The sequence below is a fragment of the Ruegeria sp. BE9 genome (assembly GCF_056538765.1).
The window spans coordinates 656,023-670,574 of record NZ_JBQFTS010000002.1 but is presented as its reverse complement, the minus strand read 5'-3'; the positions used below and the strand labels follow the sequence as shown (position 1 = coordinate 670,574).

The following is a 14,552-nucleotide window of genomic DNA, read 5'->3' as shown; positions in this document are numbered from 1 at the left end:
AGACTGACACTTTGCGCTATTTATGTCAGAAACCAGCCACAGCCAAGAGAGGTGCGCCATGGCGACCAACTTAAAAGTCAACGGAACATCCCACCAGATCGATCTGCCCGATGATGTACCATTGCTGTGGGTTCTGAGGGACGAAGTTGGCCTGACCGGAACCAAGTTTGGCTGCGGCGTTGCTGCCTGCGGCGCATGCACGGTCCACATCGATGGCGAGGCAGTGCGCTCTTGCCAGGTTGCTCTGTCAGACGTTTGGGGCGATGTGACAACAATCGAAGGCATCGGCGCCCCTGACTCTCTGGCCACGATTCAAAAGGCTTGGGTCGATCACCAGGTCGCACAATGCGGATACTGCCAGTCTGGTCAGATCATGCAAGCGGCTGCGCTGCTCGCGGAAAACCCCGACCCCTCGGACGAAGACATTGACGACGCGATGCAGGGAAATCTGTGCCGGTGCGGTACGTACCCTCGAATCCGAGCTGCAATTCAGGACGCAGCTTCCAAGTTGAAGGAGGCCTAACCGATGGCATCTGTTGGTAAAATCCTCCGCCGTACATTCTTGATCGGATCGGCAGCCATTGTTGGCGGCGTGGCCTTTGGCGCTTATTACGTGAGCCGACCTGCCGCCAATCCGCTAAAACCGCGTGAAGGCGAGACTGCCCTCAGCCCGTTTGTTCTCATCGACCAGAATGGCGTGACTTTGTTCGCTCCACGCGCCGAGATGGGTCAAGGCGTCAAAACAACATGGGCTGCCCTGATCGCCGAAGAACTGGACGTTGACCTAGACCAGATCAACGTTCTGCACGGGCCTGCTGCAGCGGCTTACTACAACTCGGCCCTGATGGGAGAAAGCCTGCCAAACAAGGGCTATGACATCTCGGACTTCCAGCACAATCTGGGCGAAGCCCTTGGCGTACTCGGACGAACACTTAGCCTTCAGGTCACAGGCGGCTCGACCTCGATGAAGGACGGTTTTGAGCGGATGCGTAAGGCCGGAGCCTCAGCCCGTGAAACCCTGAAACGGGCGGCCGCTACCCGCCTTGGCGTCGACCCGCGAGAACTGAGCACGGCGTCGGGCCATGTCGTTGCTCCGAACGGAGACAAAATCCCTTACACCGACCTTGCCGTGGAAGCCGCCAAGCTTGACCCGGTCGAGGTTCCTCTGCGTGACCCATCAAAATGGCGCTATTTGGGTCAGACACAACCGCGTTTAGATATGGCCGGCAAAGTTACCGGCACCGCCGAGTTCGGTGTTGATGTGCGTCTGCCGGGAATGAAGTTTGCCAGCGTAAGAATGAACCCTAAACTGGGTGGCGCCATGAACGGCTTTGACGACAGCGCCGCCAAAGAAATGCCAGGCGTGGAAAAAGTTGTGGATTTGGGCACTGGTGTTGCGGTGATCGCCAACAACACTTGGCTCGCCAACCAAGCTGTTGAAGCCATTGACGTCGATTGGGGTGACGCGCCCTACCCGCCTGAGACAGACGCAATTTTTGCAGAGATTGCGAAAGCTTTCGATGACGCGCCGAACTCAACAATGCGCGACGACGGCGATGTCAGTGTCTTGCCGGATGGCGCCAGTGAAATAACCGCTGAATACAAAGTTCCGTATCTGGCCCACGCCACAATGGAACCCATGAACGCGACTGCCTTGTTTACCGGCAACGCGCTTGAGCTGTGGTGCGGAAACCAGGCACCTACCCTCATCCAGATGCGTGTGGCCAACGTCGCCAACCTCGAAACCGAGGCGGTTCAGATCCACACGACTTACCTCGGCGGTGGGTTTGGCAGGAGAGGAGAACTGGATTTCGGCGAAATCGCAACCAAGGTTGCCATGACCATGCCGGGAGTTCCGGTTCAAACGACGTGGAGCCGCGAAGAGGATATGCGCCACGATTACTATCGCCCCGGTGCGATGGCTCGGATGCGCGGTGCGATCAAAGACGGCAAGGCTGTGCTGATCGACGGAAAAGTTGCGTCACAATCGCCGACGCAACAGGCAGTTGGACGCTATACGGGCTTCCAAGGCGCGGGTCCTGACAAAGTGTTGGTCGAAGGCTTCTTTAACCAACCTTATGCCGTTCAGAACTATCGCATGAGTGGCCATGTGGCGAACCTAGACGTTCCCGTGGGCTTCTGGCGCTCGGTTGGCAACAGTCACAACGGCTTTTTCCACGAGACCTTTATGGATGAGATGGCCCATGCCGCCGGGCGTGATCCGCTGGAATTCCGGTTAGAACTGGCCAAGACCGAACACGCCCCTTCGGCAGGTTGTCTCGAAGCGGTTCGCGAGATGTCAGGCTGGACAGGCCAAACACCTGCGGGAGTAGGACGCGGTGTCGCCCTGACCTACAGCTTTGGAACGCCAGTGGCGCAAGTCATCGAAGTTGTGGATGAAGACGGCACGATCCGCATCAACAAAGCCTGGATCGCGTGCGACATGGGTCTTGCACTGGACCCCGACAACGTCAAAGCGCAGATGTTCGGTGGGATGATGTATGGCTTATCTGCTGCATGTTTTGGCGAGATCACATTCTCCGAAGGAGAAGTCGAGCAGTTCAATTTCCCTGACTATGACGCCATGCGTATGCACACGGCCCCACAAGTCGAAGTGCGCGTACTGGAAACCAACCGCCATCTTGGCGGCGCGGGTGAGCCAGGTACTCCCCCCTCGATGCCTGCTCTTGGAAACGCGTTGTTCGACCTGACGGGTGAACGCGCGCGAAGCCTGCCGCTGATCAACCAGTTTAACCTGCTGGTCTGATCGCGCTGCGCCGGTCCGGTCCCTCTCTCTCGGGCCGGCGCGAAAATTACGCCGTCTGTGAAACGAGACGAGTGTTTGTCCCTGCTGCCCAATCGTGAACTGCCGTACCAAACGCCTCGAAAATGGGACGAGATACTGGATCGTTCACCGCGTCCCATTCCGGGTGCCATTGCACTGACAGCGTGAAACCGGGGGCATCTTTCACGTAAATAGCCTCTGGCGTTCCATCCGGCGCATGACCGTCGATCACGACACCTTGGCCGACGGTCTTGATGCCTTGCCCATGCAACGTGTTGGTCATCACTTCGGATGCGCCGATAAGGCGGTGGAACACTCCGCCGTCGGTCAGCGTTACCACATGGCGCAGAGCAAACTTTTCCTCCAATGTGCCATCCGGGGGCATCCGGTGGTTCATCCGCCCTGGCAGGTCGCGGATCTCCGGGTACAGTGTGCCGCCCATAGCCACGTTGACTTCTTGAAAACCCCGGCAGATACCTAAAAAGGGCTGACCGCGTTCAACGCAAGATCGTACGAGGGGCAAGGTAATGGCATCGCGCGCACGGTCGAACTCGCCGTGAGCTTCTGTCGGTGGCTCACCATATTCTTCGGGATGGACGTTTGGGCGCCCACCAGTCAGCAGAAATCCGTCACAGACTTCCAGCAGCTCATCAACTGATACATAGCGCGGGTCCGCTGGTATCAGCAGCGGCAGACATCCCGACACATTTGCAATGGCGTCCGAGTTCATCGTGCCACCAGCATGGGTCGGATAATCATCATTCATCAAATACGAGTTGCCGATGATACCGACGACGGGTCGAGACATTCTGTTTTCCTAAATCGTTGCTAGAACTTTCGGAAAAACTATCGACAGCGTCTGCGGCGCGCAATAGCACAAGCCCTGTGTGTCAGCGCAAGTACTTGTTCAATGCTGCACATGCCGGCCGATGCACTCGCATTGATGCGTCATGCCACTCACTGCCCTTTTGCGCAGCGCTCGGTCAACACTGTTTGGTATCGAAGAGCCATAGTGGCTCTTCGATATGTTAACGGATCAGATTTCACCGATCAGGCCTGCGGCCTCAATTCCGGCCATTGCCGCAATAGCATCATTGTCCGATGTGTCACCGGTTACGCCGACGGCGCCAATCACGGCGCCTTTCTTGTCGCGCAGAAGAACACCACCCGGCACTGGCACGACCTGACCACCGTAAACACCGTTAACTGCAGCCATGAAGTAGGCCTGCGCTTCAGCCCGTTGCATCTGCGCGGTACCTGCCATTCCAAGCATAACGGCACCGTAGGCCTTACCCTGAGCAATCGCAAAGCGTCCAGGCGCAGCACCATCTTCGCGTTCAAACGCAATGACGTGACCACCAGCGTCCAGCACAACGACGGAGAGAGGTTTCAGATCCATCTCGCGCCCCTTCTCAAGGGCTTTGCGGATGATGGTGCGGGCTTTACGCAGAGCGATTGCCATGTCGTGTCCTAACATTCTGAGGTAGTTAAAGGCTGGCTTTCAATTCCAGACGTCGGGCATGCAAAACCGGCTCGGTATAGCCAGATGGCTGCACGCGACCTTTGAATACCAGATCACACGCCGCTTGAAAGGCGATACCGTCAAAGCCGGGCGCCATAGGACGATACGCGGGATCACCTTCGTTCTGGCGGTCCACCACCGCGGCCATCTTTTGCATCCCGGCCATCACCTGTTCTTCGGTGACAACATCATGATGCAACCAGTTGGCCAACGCTTGGCTGGAAATCCGACACGTTGCGCGGTCTTCCATCAGACCGATATCGTTCAGGTCCGGTACTTTCGAGCATCCAACACCCTGGTCGACCCAGCGCACAACATATCCAAGGATACCCTGCGCGTTGTTTTCAATCTCGCGGGTAATTTCATCATCACTCAGGTTGCGGCCGCCCAGTAGCGGAACTGTCAGCAGATCCTCAAGTGTGCCTCGCGCTCCGCCAGCGGCCAGTTCATCCTGACGGGCCAGAACGTCGATCTTGTGGTAGTGCGTTGCGTGCAAGGTCGCGGCGGTTGGCGACGGCACCCAAGCACAGGTGGCACCGGATTGCGGGTGGCCGATCTTGGCGTCCAGCATATCGCCCATCCGGTCGGGCATCGCCCACATGCCTTTACCGATCTGAGCCTTGCCCTTCAGGCCACAAGCCAGACCGATATCGACGTTGCGGTCTTCGTAAGACGCAATCCACGGGGTATTCTTGATGTCACCCTTCGGCAACATCGGGCCTGCCTCCATCGAGGTATGGATTTCGTCGCCCGTGCGATCAAGAAAGCCAGTATTGATGAAGGCCACACGCGATTTCGCGGCACGGATGCACTCCTTTAGGTTCGCCGAGGTGCGGCGTTCCTCATCCATGATGCCCAGTTTCACTGTGTTGCGCGGCAGGCCGAGGATATCTTCGACCATGTCGAATATCTCGACCGAGAACGCGACCTCTGCCGGGCCATGCATCTTGGGCTTCACCACATAAACCGATCCGGTGACCGAGTTCCCGCCTGCTCGCGCAAGATCATGCATGGCGATCAAAGTGGTGCAGAGCGCATCCATCAGGCCCTCACCGATCTCATTGCCTTCTGCGTCGAGAACGGCCGGGTTTGTCATCAGGTGACCCACGTTGCGCACCAACATCAGCGAGCGGCCTTTCAGGGTCGCGTCCACGCCATCTGCACCGGTGTAGGCCAGATCGCCAGACAGCCTGCGGGTGAAGGTTTTGCCGGATTTGTGAACCTCTTCGGTCAGGTCACCTTTCATCAGGCCCAGCCAGTTACCATAGGCCACAACCTTGTCGGCGGCATCCACGCAGGCAACCGAGTCTTCACAATCCATGATCGTGGACAGAGCCGATTCCATACGCAGGTCCGAGATGTTGGCCGGGTCTGTCGCGCCGATCGCACTGATTGGGTCGATCATGATCTGGATGTGTAGGCCGTTGTTCTTCAGCAGGACGAACTCGGGCTTTTCAGCCGGGCCGCCGTAGCCCACGAAACTGGACGCCTCCGCCAGCGCGGGCACCAATGCGCCCGCTTCTACACGCAGGTTTGTAACGTCTGCCCACGACCCGCTCGCCAATGGAACGGCGTCGTCGAGGAACGCCTTGGCCCACGCAATCACCCGCGCCCCGCGTTCTGCATCATAGCCTCCACCGGCAGGCAGATCGCCCATCGCGTCGGTGCCATAGAGGGCGTCATACAAGCTGCCCCAGCGAGCATTCGCCGCGTTAAGTGCGAAGCGTGCGTTAGTGATCGGAACAACCAACTGCGGACCTGGGGTCAAAGCGATCTCGGGGTCGACATTTGCGGTTTCGATTTCGAAGTCCGAGCCTTCTTCGACCAGATAGCCGATCTCGCGCAGGAACGCCTCGTACTCGGCGGCATCCGCGGGCTGCCCTGCCCGCTCCAGGTGCCAGCCATCAATGCGGCTTTGAATATCAGCACGTTTGGCCAGAAAATCGCGGTTCTTCGGCCCAAGCTCTTCTACCATTTTTGCAAGACCTGCCCAGAAGGCGTTGGCCTCAACACCGGTGCCCGGCAGTGCCCGGTTTTCGATGAAGTCCGCCAGCTCGCTGGCCACCTGCAACCCGCTCCGAGTTTCTCTGCCGCTCATTATCCGATTCTCCGCATTTGTGTGCCGTTGTATGCGATCATCAGTTAGGGCGAAAGTTTCCGATAGGCAACTTCTACAGCAACGTCACTTGCTTCCGGATTTGCCAAAGGCAGTTTCAAAAACCCCAAGAAGATCGCATGGCCTTCTGTACGCTGCTTGCAGCCCTGCCCCGTTGCTCATAACGTCGCGCCAGAAACAAATCGATGCGAGGCCCCCGATGCGCGACGCTGCCCCCACCACGATCTATCTGAATGACTACACACCCTTTGGGTATCTGGTGGACAGCGTACACCTGACCTTTGATTTGGCCGCGCACGCTACCCGTGTAACCTCTCGTATCGCCTTTCGGCCGAACCCCGATGCCACCGACCGCACCTTCTTTCTGCACGGTGAAGATCTGACTTTGCTCAGGGCGGCCATTGATGGAACCGAAATCACACCCGAAGTGACTGACAAAGGCTTGACTGCCGATGCTCCGGACGGGCCATTTGTGTGGGAGGCCGAGGTCGAGATCGATCCGGGCAACAACACCGCGCTTGAAGGGCTTTATATGTCGAACGGCATGTACTGCACCCAATGTGAGGCGGAGGGTTTTCGCAAGATCACCTTCTACCCCGACCGCCCCGACGTGATGTCCACCTTCACCGTGCGCATCAACGGCGACCTGCCCGTGCTGCTGTCAAACGGCAACCCCTCGGGCAAAGGCGAAGGCTGGGCGGAATGGACCGATCCGTGGCCGAAGCCGGCCTACCTGTTCGCGTTGGTCGCAGGCGACCTGATCGCCCATTCCGGTCAGTTCACCACCATGTCGGGCCGCGATGTCGAGCTAAACCTCTGGGTACGTCCCGGCGATGAGGGTAAATGCGCATTTGGCATGGAAGCCCTGAAAAAGTCGATGAAATGGGACGAGGACGTCTATGGTCGTGAATACGATCTGGATGTTTTCAACATCGTCGCCGTAGATGATTTCAACATGGGTGCGATGGAGAATAAGGGATTGAACATCTTCAATTCCTCGGCTGTTTTGGCCAGCCCGGAAACCTCGACCGATGCGAACTTCGAACGGATCGAAGCGATCATCGCGCATGAGTATTTCCACAACTGGACCGGCAACCGCATCACCTGTCGCGACTGGTTCCAACTGTGTCTAAAAGAGGGTTTGACTGTGTTCCGCGATGCGCAGTTTACCTCCGACATGCGCTCGGCCCCCGTTAAACGCATCCACGATGCAATCGACCTGCGTGCACGGCAATTCCCCGAAGACAACGGCCCGCTTTCGCACCCGGTCCGGCCCGAGAGCTTTCAGGAAATCAATAACTTCTACACTGCAACGGTCTATGAGAAAGGTGCCGAGGTGATCGGCATGTTGAAACGACTGGTTGGGGATGAAGCGTATTCCAAAGCACTGGATTTGTACTTCGACCGTCATGATGGTCAGGCATGCACCATCGAAGATTGGATCGCAGTGTTCGAGGACACTACCGGCCGCGATCTTACTCAGTTCAAACGCTGGTACAGCCAATCGGGGACACCCCGCGTCACGGTAGCCGAAGATTGGACAGACGGAACCTACACGTTGACGTTATCCCAGCGTACGGAGCCAACCCCCGGCCAATCTCAGAAGCAGCCGCAAGTGATACCGGTGGCCGTTGGACTGTTGGGCCAAAACGGGGATGAAGTGCGCGCGACCGAGGTTCTTGAACTGACAGAGGCTGAGCAGAGCTTTGAGTTCACTGGACTCGCAGCCAAACCCGTTGCCTCGATCCTGCGCGATTTCTCTGCACCAGTTATTCTAGAGCACGATCCCTCGAACTCTGAGCGAGCGTTTTTACTGGCCCACGACACCGACCCCTTCAATCGTTGGCAGGCGGGGCGATCATTGGCGCAGGACACTTTGCTGCGCATGATCCGCGAAGATGCGTCGCCAGACGCCGATTATCTCGACGGCATTTTGGCCGTATTACGCGATGGTAACCTCGATCCGGCATATCGTTCGCTGATGCTGGGCTTACCGACCCAATCCGAACTGGCTGCAGAGCTTTCAGAAACCGGCGAAACACCGGACCCAATGGCAATCTGGACTGCAGTAGAAACCCTTCGGCAGGCTACTGCGCAACACGTTCAGGACCTATTGCCTCGGCTGCACAGTGAAACTCTGATTGATGCGCCCTTCAGCCCTGATGCTGATCAAGCGGGAAAACGTTCGCTTGGCGGAGCAGCCCTGTCTCTGACGTCTCGTCTGGATGGCGGCGCTGAAGCTGCCAAGGAATATGCTGCAGCCGACAACATGACGCGCCAGCTCACCGCCCTGTCTTGTCTGCTGCGCGCAGGCAAGGGACAAGAGGAACTGGCGGCGTTCTACGACCAATGGCAGCATGATCGGTTGGTTATGGATAAGTGGTTTGGCCTGCAGGTTGCAATGGCCGCACCCGGGGCCACAGCTGACGTCGCACGCGCGCTCACAGAGCATGCTGATTTCAATTGGAAAAACCCAAACCGTTTCCGTTCGGTCATGGGCGCGCTTGCCATGAATCATGCAGGGTTCCACCGCGCTGACGGGGCTGGATATGAACTTTTGGCCGACTGGTTGATCCGATTGGATCCGGTCAACCCGCAGACCACCGCGAGGATGTGTTCAGCTTTCCAAACGTGGAAACGCTATGACGCCAATCGCCAGAACTTGGTACGTGATCAATTGACCCGCATCTTGGAGACACCGAACCTGTCACGGGATACAACGGAAATGGTGTCTCGTATCCTCGGCGCATGACATCCTATAGCTTTGCCCGTCAGAACCGAACGCCTCGGACTGCCTTGATACTGATCAGCGTCTACGCGGCGCTGGTCGCTTTGGTCGCCTTGTTTGACGCAGTGTGGTGGATCATTGCACCGTTGGCATTGGCCACCCTACCGGCCCTGTGGGACTTTTTGCAGGGGACAAAAGCGGGGATATCAATTGATACTGATAAGCTGAGCTGGTTCTCAGGTGGGAGAGAGGGTGAAGTTGATAAGACGGACATAGACTTCGTCCGTTTCGATACACGTTGGGACTTTTCAGTTCGAGTTTCGCTGGTTTTGGCTTCGGGTAAACGGATTCGCCTGCCTGATGAATCAACTCCGCCGCACGAAACGTTCGAGAAGGCGTTGCAGAATTCAGGACTGAGGGTTGAGCGGCATCATTTCACCGTTTTCTGAAACAATTCCGCATCACACTCATTACTACACTTCAATCAGGCAACCCGTATCGGCAAAAAGCTTGAATTTGGCGCGATTTTCGTCCAGTCTTTTAGGCCAGTTGCCAGTTGTTTACAGTTCCGAGTTTTACCATGTTTTGGTTCCTAAAGGCGCGAAGAGCCTCTTCGCCCGCCAACCTCAGTAACCCCGATCCCGACCTAAGCGCGGCTGACCGCGCAATGGCGAGCGCTTTGCCCGAACAAGGGCAGCTCAACATTCCTTTGGCCTCTATCAATGCCGAGGATCTGGTTGGCCGCGATACAATTGAACACGGCCGCAGTTTGGCCCGTCAGGATCGCTGGGCTGAATTGTCACGTGTCATGCAGGACGCAGACGCCGCACGCGAAACGGCTCCGGACGGAACGCCGATCGCGGATTTGTTGGCCTTCGGTGCGCGCTCTGATGTGGTATTGGCAGTCGAACATGCGTTGTCCGACGGACACGCCCTGTCCGAGTATGATCTGCTGGGTGGAATTTCGGAACTCGAGGACGAAATGCGGGCCCACCCAGATGATCCTATGATCGCGCTGGTTGTTGCCCTGACTCATATCGATTTGGCCTGGGCATGGCGCGGCAACGCCACGGACGCAACTCTTCCGCCACTGCATCGGTCGCGGTGTGCGGCTCATTTTGACAGAGCCGCAGCCCTTTTGCCCACGTGCCGTGACGCAATGCCTGACAGCCCCTTGATAGCGGCCGCGCATTGCGCACTTATCGCCGGGCAACGCAAATCCAATCATCGTGTTGCAGATGAATACGAGCGGCTCATCACGCTGGACCCTCATAACCAACGCCATATGCGCGCCATGGGAACGCATTTACTTCCGCGTTGGTTCGGCAGCTATGATGAGCTGGAGCTTCATGCGTTGCGTAACGCATCGCGAACCCATGATATTTGGGGCGCTGGCGGTTATACTTGGGTGCAGTTCGATGCTATCGCTTTAGATGAAGAAGCCTGCGCACGACTGGACGTTGAGTACTTTTTGGAAGGTTTGCACGACATTCTGAAGCGACGCCCAGACCAGCAAACCGTCAACACCTTGTCAGCTTATTGTGCGACCACGATCCAAAACGGCTTTGGGGTGAACGAAAAAGCAGATCTGGTGCGAACACAGATTCAGGACGCAGCGAATTGGCTGATCCGAGACCACTTGACCGAATTGCACCCATTGATCTGGGCGCATGCCGCAAATGGTTTCAACAACTCGGTCCGCATCAACTCACCCGAGCGGTTTGCCGCACGCGGGCAACGCTGCGCATTACGCGCAATCCGTGATCTGTTTCGTGATGAATTGCGCAATGGCACTGACGTAACCTTTACCCCATCGGGTCTGCGCCTGTCCGAGAACTGATTCCCCCTTGCCCCTAGCCCCTGCCGGGCCTAATACGCAGGCTTAGACTTCTGCGGAAATGAGGCGCGCCATGCTCGACCTGACATACGAAATGCCGAAAATCAAAACCATTGCCGGGGCCAAGCACGATTGGGAACTGGTGATCGGGATGGAGGTTCACGCTCAGGTCTCATCCAATGCCAAGCTGTTCTCGGGCGCATCGACCCAATTTGGGGCCGAGCCGAACTCGAACGTGGCGTTTGTGGACGCGGCGATGCCGGGAATGTTGCCAGTGATCAACGAGTACTGCGTTGAACAGGCCGTGCGTACCGGTCTGGGCCTAAAGGCGGATATCAACCTGAAATCAGCCTTTGACCGCAAAAACTATTTCTACCCTGACCTGCCGCAGGGCTATCAGATTTCCCAGCTGTACCACCCCATCGTGGGCGAAGGTGAAGTGCTGGTCGAGATGGGTGACGGCACTGCGCGCATGGTCCGCATCGAGCGCATCCACATGGAACAGGACGCGGGCAAATCGATCCACGACATGGACCCCCATATGTCTTTCGTCGACCTTAACCGGACCGGCGTCTGCCTGATGGAGATCGTATCCCGCCCCGACATCCGTGGGCCGGAAGAAGCGGCCGCTTATATCGCCAAGCTGCGCCAGATCATGCGTTACTTGGGCACCTGCGATGGCAACATGCAGAACGGCAACCTGCGCGCAGACGTGAACGTTTCGATCTGCTTGCCCGGTGCGTACGAGAAGTACCAAGAAACGCAGGATTTCTCGCATCTGGGCACACGCTGCGAAATCAAGAACATGAACTCGATGCGCTTTATTCAGCAAGCGATCGAAGTTGAAGCCCGCCGTCAGATCGCCATCGTCGAAGGTGGCGGCAAGGTCGATCAGGAAACCCGCCTGTACGATCCGGACAAGGGCGAGACCCGTTCGATGCGTTCCAAAGAAGAAGCGCACGACTATCGCTATTTCCCCGACCCCGACCTCCTGCCGCTGGAGATCGAGCAGGCATGGGTGGACGATATCGCCGCCAAACTGCCCGAACTGCCGGACGGTAAGAAAGCGCGCTTTATCAGCGAATTCGGCCTGACCGACTATGACGCGTCGGTGCTGACAGCCGAGGTGGAATCGGCAGCGTATTTCGAAGAGGTCGCTGGGGGTCGCAACGGTAAGCTGGCTGCGAACTGGGTCATCAACGAACTGTTTGGCCGCTTGAAGAAAGAAGACCATGACATCACGGAGTCGCCAGTTTCGCCTGCACAACTGGGTGGGATCATCGACCTGATTTCTTCTGACGCTATCTCGGGCAAGATCGCCAAAGACCTGTTCGAGATCGTTTACACCGAAGGCGGTGACCCGGCTCAGATCGTCGAAGATCGCGGCATGAAACAAGTAACGGATACCGGTGCTATCGAATCCGCGCTGGACGAGATCATCGCCGCCAACCCGGCGCAGGTCGAAAAGGCCAAGGTGAACCCGAAACTGGCGGGATGGTTTGTCGGTCAGGTGATGAAGGCCACCGGTGGCAAGGCCAACCCGAAGGCCGTGAATGAACTGGTCAGCAAAAAGCTGGGCTCGTAAGAAAACATTACCATTGAACAAAAAAAGGCAGAGGTTTTTGAAACCTCTGCCTTTTTTTGTGGCGCACGAGGGGTCTTCGCAACAGAAATGGCGAATTTCAGCGGGCGCACGATGATGACTTTCCCAAAATCCCCAACATGTTAGATTGCCTCAATCGGCAACCAGGAAGATCTGATGCAGCGCTACGAATACAAAGTCGTCCCCGCCCCGCAAAAAGGCACCAAGGCCAAGCGTGCTAAAACTGCCGAAGACCGGTTTGCCGTGTCGTTCGAACAGGTTCTTAACCAAATGGGTCAGGATGGCTGGGAATACCAGCGCGCGGAGTTATTACCCAGTGAGGAGCGATCGGGGTTGACCGGATCGACCGTGAACTGGCGCAATGTCCTGGTTTTCCGCCGCGAGGTTGAAACGGAATCCGCTTTAGCGACGGCCGTTGAGCAACAAGTCGAAGAAACGGTAACAGCTCAACCAATCCCCGGGCCTGACAAAGTTGTTGCTCCCGCCCCAATCGCAGCGGAACCAGAAGATCCGCCTTTGTCTTTGAAAGGCACTGAGATCGACACCCCGCCAAGCCGTTCAGACTAGTCACCTCATCATTGCGCCAGATCGCAAAAGGTATTCATTCCCGTTCGATGCCGCACTGCCGGAGCCAATCCCCCGGCACTACATTGATCGCAACGTTCGGTGGGATCTCGTAATACCCCATGCGGCGGTAGCTCCATCCATACGGCACACAATCCTTGAGTGCGGCCCCGTGCAGAAAAAACTGCCAGTCGTTAGGCGCTTCGTGCAGTGACGCGTGAAATGAATTGTTGAACTCTTGTTGCGCGCCAAAGCTTTCAACAACTTGCTCCCGCTTCCATTCAGCGTAAGTAGCGCCAATGGCTTCAGGGCGTTCCCAAACCAAAAGCTGGCCGTCGCGACGTAGACAAGCACGCAGAAGACGGTGAATATCTGGGCCTTCATGACAGCAGGCTATGCGAAGGTTACACTCCGATATCCAAGGCCAGCGCATGAATGCGTGGAACGATATCTCCCAACGCTTCGTGAACCGCACGGTGGCGGGCGACACGGGATTGACCCTCGAACGCGCTGGCACGAATACGTACGTTGAAATGGCTTTCGCCGCCATCCTGATAGCCCGCGTGACCTCGGTGGCTTTCGCTGTCATCAACAACTTCAAGTTCGCGCGGCTCAAAGGCGGCTTGCAGTCGGGTTCGGATCTCGTCGGTAACGGTCATTTTTTCGCTCAGCAGCAAAATTTTTGCTGCCCCCCTCTTCTACTTTCGGCTGCTTAGATTAAACTGCTGCCTCCGAGTCGAGAAGATGCGTTCTTAAGGATCACAGCATGACGAAATCAGACCCCTTTGGATTCGATATGTCCGTCTCCAGCGCCAAGAAAAAGAACCCGCGTGGTCGCCGGGGAATGTCCGGTGCGTCTGAGACCTCTGTACGCATTTGCGACCACGAAGGTTGCGATGAGCCCGGAAAGTTCCGTGCCCCCAAAGCGCCGGATGTGTTGGATGATTTCTTCTGGTTCTGCCAACAGCACGTGCGTGAGTATAACCAGAAATGGAACTTCTTCGACGGCACGACTGAGGCCGAGCTGAACGCGCAGCGGTCAAAGGACAAAGTGTGGGAGCGTGAAACAAAACCCATGGGCGACCCCGAGGCCCGCGCATGGGCGCGTCTGGGCATTGAAGACCCGCATCAGGTACTGGGTGCAAACAGCACACAGAACAAGGGTCGTACTTCGGGTGGTGGAGGCCGTCGCCTGCCCCCTACTGAACGCCGCGCGATCGAAATTCTCGAGGCCAACGACAGCTGGTCAAAGGCCGAGGTGCGTAAGGCTTACAAAAAGCTGATCAAGGTATTGCATCCCGATATGAACGGCGGCGACCGCTCACAAGAAGAGCAGCTGCAAGAAGTCGTTTGGGCATGGGATCAGATCAAAGACAGCCGGAACTTCAAATAGTCGG

At 57.0% G+C, this 14,552-nt stretch carries 13 protein-coding genes; 8 read left to right on the top strand and 5 right to left on the bottom strand.

Features of this window, described 5'->3' with window-relative positions; all coding sequences use genetic code 11:
* Positions 1 to 58 precede the first annotated feature (58 nt).
* Positions 59 to 523, top strand: coding sequence for a (2Fe-2S)-binding protein (locus ACR0EO_RS09925; RefSeq protein ID WP_480689396.1), 465 nt, complete (start codon positions 59 to 61; stop codon positions 521 to 523).
* Positions 524 to 526: 3 nt separating this feature from the next.
* Positions 527 to 2,767 carry a xanthine dehydrogenase family protein molybdopterin-binding subunit gene (locus ACR0EO_RS09920; protein ID WP_480689394.1) on the top strand — a complete coding sequence of 747 codons (2,241 nt, stop codon included), beginning with the start codon at positions 527 to 529 and terminating at the stop codon, positions 2,765 to 2,767.
* Positions 2,768 to 2,813: 46 nt separating this feature from the next.
* On the opposite strand, the gene ACR0EO_RS09915 is transcribed toward ACR0EO_RS09920, so the two are convergent.
* From ACR0EO_RS09915 to ACR0EO_RS09905, 3 genes are all read right to left on the bottom strand, one after another.
* Positions 2,814 to 3,593, bottom strand: a complete 780-nt coding sequence (locus ACR0EO_RS09915; protein ID WP_480689392.1) for a gamma-glutamyl-gamma-aminobutyrate hydrolase family protein — start codon at positions 3,591 to 3,593, stop codon at positions 2,814 to 2,816.
* A gap of 228 nt (positions 3,594 to 3,821) precedes the next feature.
* Positions 3,822 to 4,247, bottom strand: a complete 426-nt coding sequence (locus ACR0EO_RS09910) for a GlcG/HbpS family heme-binding protein (RefSeq protein WP_480689390.1) — start codon at positions 4,245 to 4,247, stop codon at positions 3,822 to 3,824.
* 25 nt (positions 4,248 to 4,272) lie between these two features.
* On the bottom strand, positions 4,273 to 6,405 hold the full coding sequence (locus tag ACR0EO_RS09905; RefSeq protein ID WP_480689388.1) for a malate synthase G: 2,133 nt from the start codon (positions 6,403 to 6,405) through the stop codon (positions 4,273 to 4,275).
* Between the two features lie 217 nt (positions 6,406 to 6,622).
* Between ACR0EO_RS09905 and pepN the strand changes: the two genes are divergently transcribed.
* From pepN to ACR0EO_RS09880, 5 genes are all read left to right on the top strand, one after another.
* Positions 6,623 to 9,175, top strand: a complete 2,553-nt coding sequence (gene pepN / locus ACR0EO_RS09900; RefSeq protein WP_480689386.1) for an aminopeptidase N — start codon at positions 6,623 to 6,625, stop codon at positions 9,173 to 9,175.
* Complete coding sequence (locus tag ACR0EO_RS09895; RefSeq protein ID WP_480689384.1) at positions 9,172 to 9,600, top strand: hypothetical protein; 429 nt, start codon at positions 9,172 to 9,174, stop codon at positions 9,598 to 9,600. Before pepN ends, ACR0EO_RS09895 begins: the two co-directional genes overlap by 4 nt.
* A 131-nt stretch (positions 9,601 to 9,731) precedes the next feature.
* Positions 9,732 to 10,991, top strand: a complete 1,260-nt coding sequence (locus tag ACR0EO_RS09890) for a hypothetical protein (RefSeq protein WP_480689382.1) — start codon at positions 9,732 to 9,734, stop codon at positions 10,989 to 10,991.
* Positions 10,992 to 11,061: 70 nt separating this feature from the next.
* The gene (gene gatB, locus ACR0EO_RS09885; RefSeq protein WP_480689380.1) at positions 11,062 to 12,573 is read left to right on the top strand and encodes an Asp-tRNA(Asn)/Glu-tRNA(Gln) amidotransferase subunit GatB; all 1,512 of its coding nucleotides are present in this window, start codon (positions 11,062 to 11,064) and stop codon (positions 12,571 to 12,573) included.
* Positions 12,574 to 12,747: 174 nt separating this feature from the next.
* Complete coding sequence (locus ACR0EO_RS09880) at positions 12,748 to 13,158, top strand: DUF4177 domain-containing protein (protein WP_480689378.1); 411 nt, start codon at positions 12,748 to 12,750, stop codon at positions 13,156 to 13,158.
* A 34-nt stretch (positions 13,159 to 13,192) separates the two neighbouring features.
* Here ACR0EO_RS09880 and ACR0EO_RS09875 read toward each other — a convergent pair whose 3' ends face one another.
* Both ACR0EO_RS09875 and ACR0EO_RS09870 read right to left on the bottom strand, forming a co-directional pair.
* A complete protein-coding gene (locus ACR0EO_RS09875; RefSeq protein WP_480689376.1) occupies positions 13,193 to 13,480 on the bottom strand; it encodes a hypothetical protein in 288 nt (95 codons plus the stop codon).
* 79 nt (positions 13,481 to 13,559) lie between these two features.
* Positions 13,560 to 13,814, bottom strand: coding sequence for a BolA family protein (locus tag ACR0EO_RS09870; RefSeq protein WP_480689374.1), 255 nt, complete (start codon positions 13,812 to 13,814; stop codon positions 13,560 to 13,562).
* A 107-nt stretch (positions 13,815 to 13,921) separates the two neighbouring features.
* On the opposite strand from ACR0EO_RS09870, the gene ACR0EO_RS09865 reads away from it, so the two are divergent.
* Positions 13,922 to 14,548 (top strand): J domain-containing protein, encoded by a 627-nt coding sequence (locus ACR0EO_RS09865; RefSeq protein WP_480689372.1) that lies wholly within the window; start codon positions 13,922 to 13,924, stop codon positions 14,546 to 14,548.
* Positions 14,549 to 14,552: the final 4 nt, after the last annotated feature.

Bases quoted from the DNA above. Each gene is read 5' to 3' on its own strand.
- ACR0EO_RS09925 (WP_480689396.1), top strand. From the start codon at position 59: ATGGCGACCAACTTAAAAGTCAACGGAACATCCCACCAGATCGATCTG.
- ACR0EO_RS09920 (WP_480689394.1), top strand. From the start codon at position 527: ATGGCATCTGTTGGTAAAATCCTCCGCCGTACATTCTTGATCGGATCG.
- ACR0EO_RS09915 (WP_480689392.1), bottom strand. From the start codon at position 3,593: ATGTCTCGACCCGTCGTCGGTATCATCGGCAACTCGTATTTGATGAAT.
- ACR0EO_RS09910 (WP_480689390.1), bottom strand. From the start codon at position 4,247: ATGGCAATCGCTCTGCGTAAAGCCCGCACCATCATCCGCAAAGCCCTT.
- ACR0EO_RS09905 (WP_480689388.1), bottom strand. From the start codon at position 6,405: ATGAGCGGCAGAGAAACTCGGAGCGGGTTGCAGGTGGCCAGCGAGCTG.
- pepN (WP_480689386.1), top strand. From the start codon at position 6,623: ATGCGCGACGCTGCCCCCACCACGATCTATCTGAATGACTACACACCC.
- ACR0EO_RS09895 (WP_480689384.1), top strand. From the start codon at position 9,172: ATGACATCCTATAGCTTTGCCCGTCAGAACCGAACGCCTCGGACTGCC.
- ACR0EO_RS09890 (WP_480689382.1), top strand. From the start codon at position 9,732: ATGTTTTGGTTCCTAAAGGCGCGAAGAGCCTCTTCGCCCGCCAACCTC.
- gatB (WP_480689380.1), top strand. From the start codon at position 11,062: ATGCTCGACCTGACATACGAAATGCCGAAAATCAAAACCATTGCCGGG.
- ACR0EO_RS09880 (WP_480689378.1), top strand. From the start codon at position 12,748: ATGCAGCGCTACGAATACAAAGTCGTCCCCGCCCCGCAAAAAGGCACC.
- ACR0EO_RS09870 (WP_480689374.1), bottom strand. From the start codon at position 13,814: ATGACCGTTACCGACGAGATCCGAACCCGACTGCAAGCCGCCTTTGAG.
- ACR0EO_RS09865 (WP_480689372.1), top strand. From the start codon at position 13,922: ATGACGAAATCAGACCCCTTTGGATTCGATATGTCCGTCTCCAGCGCC.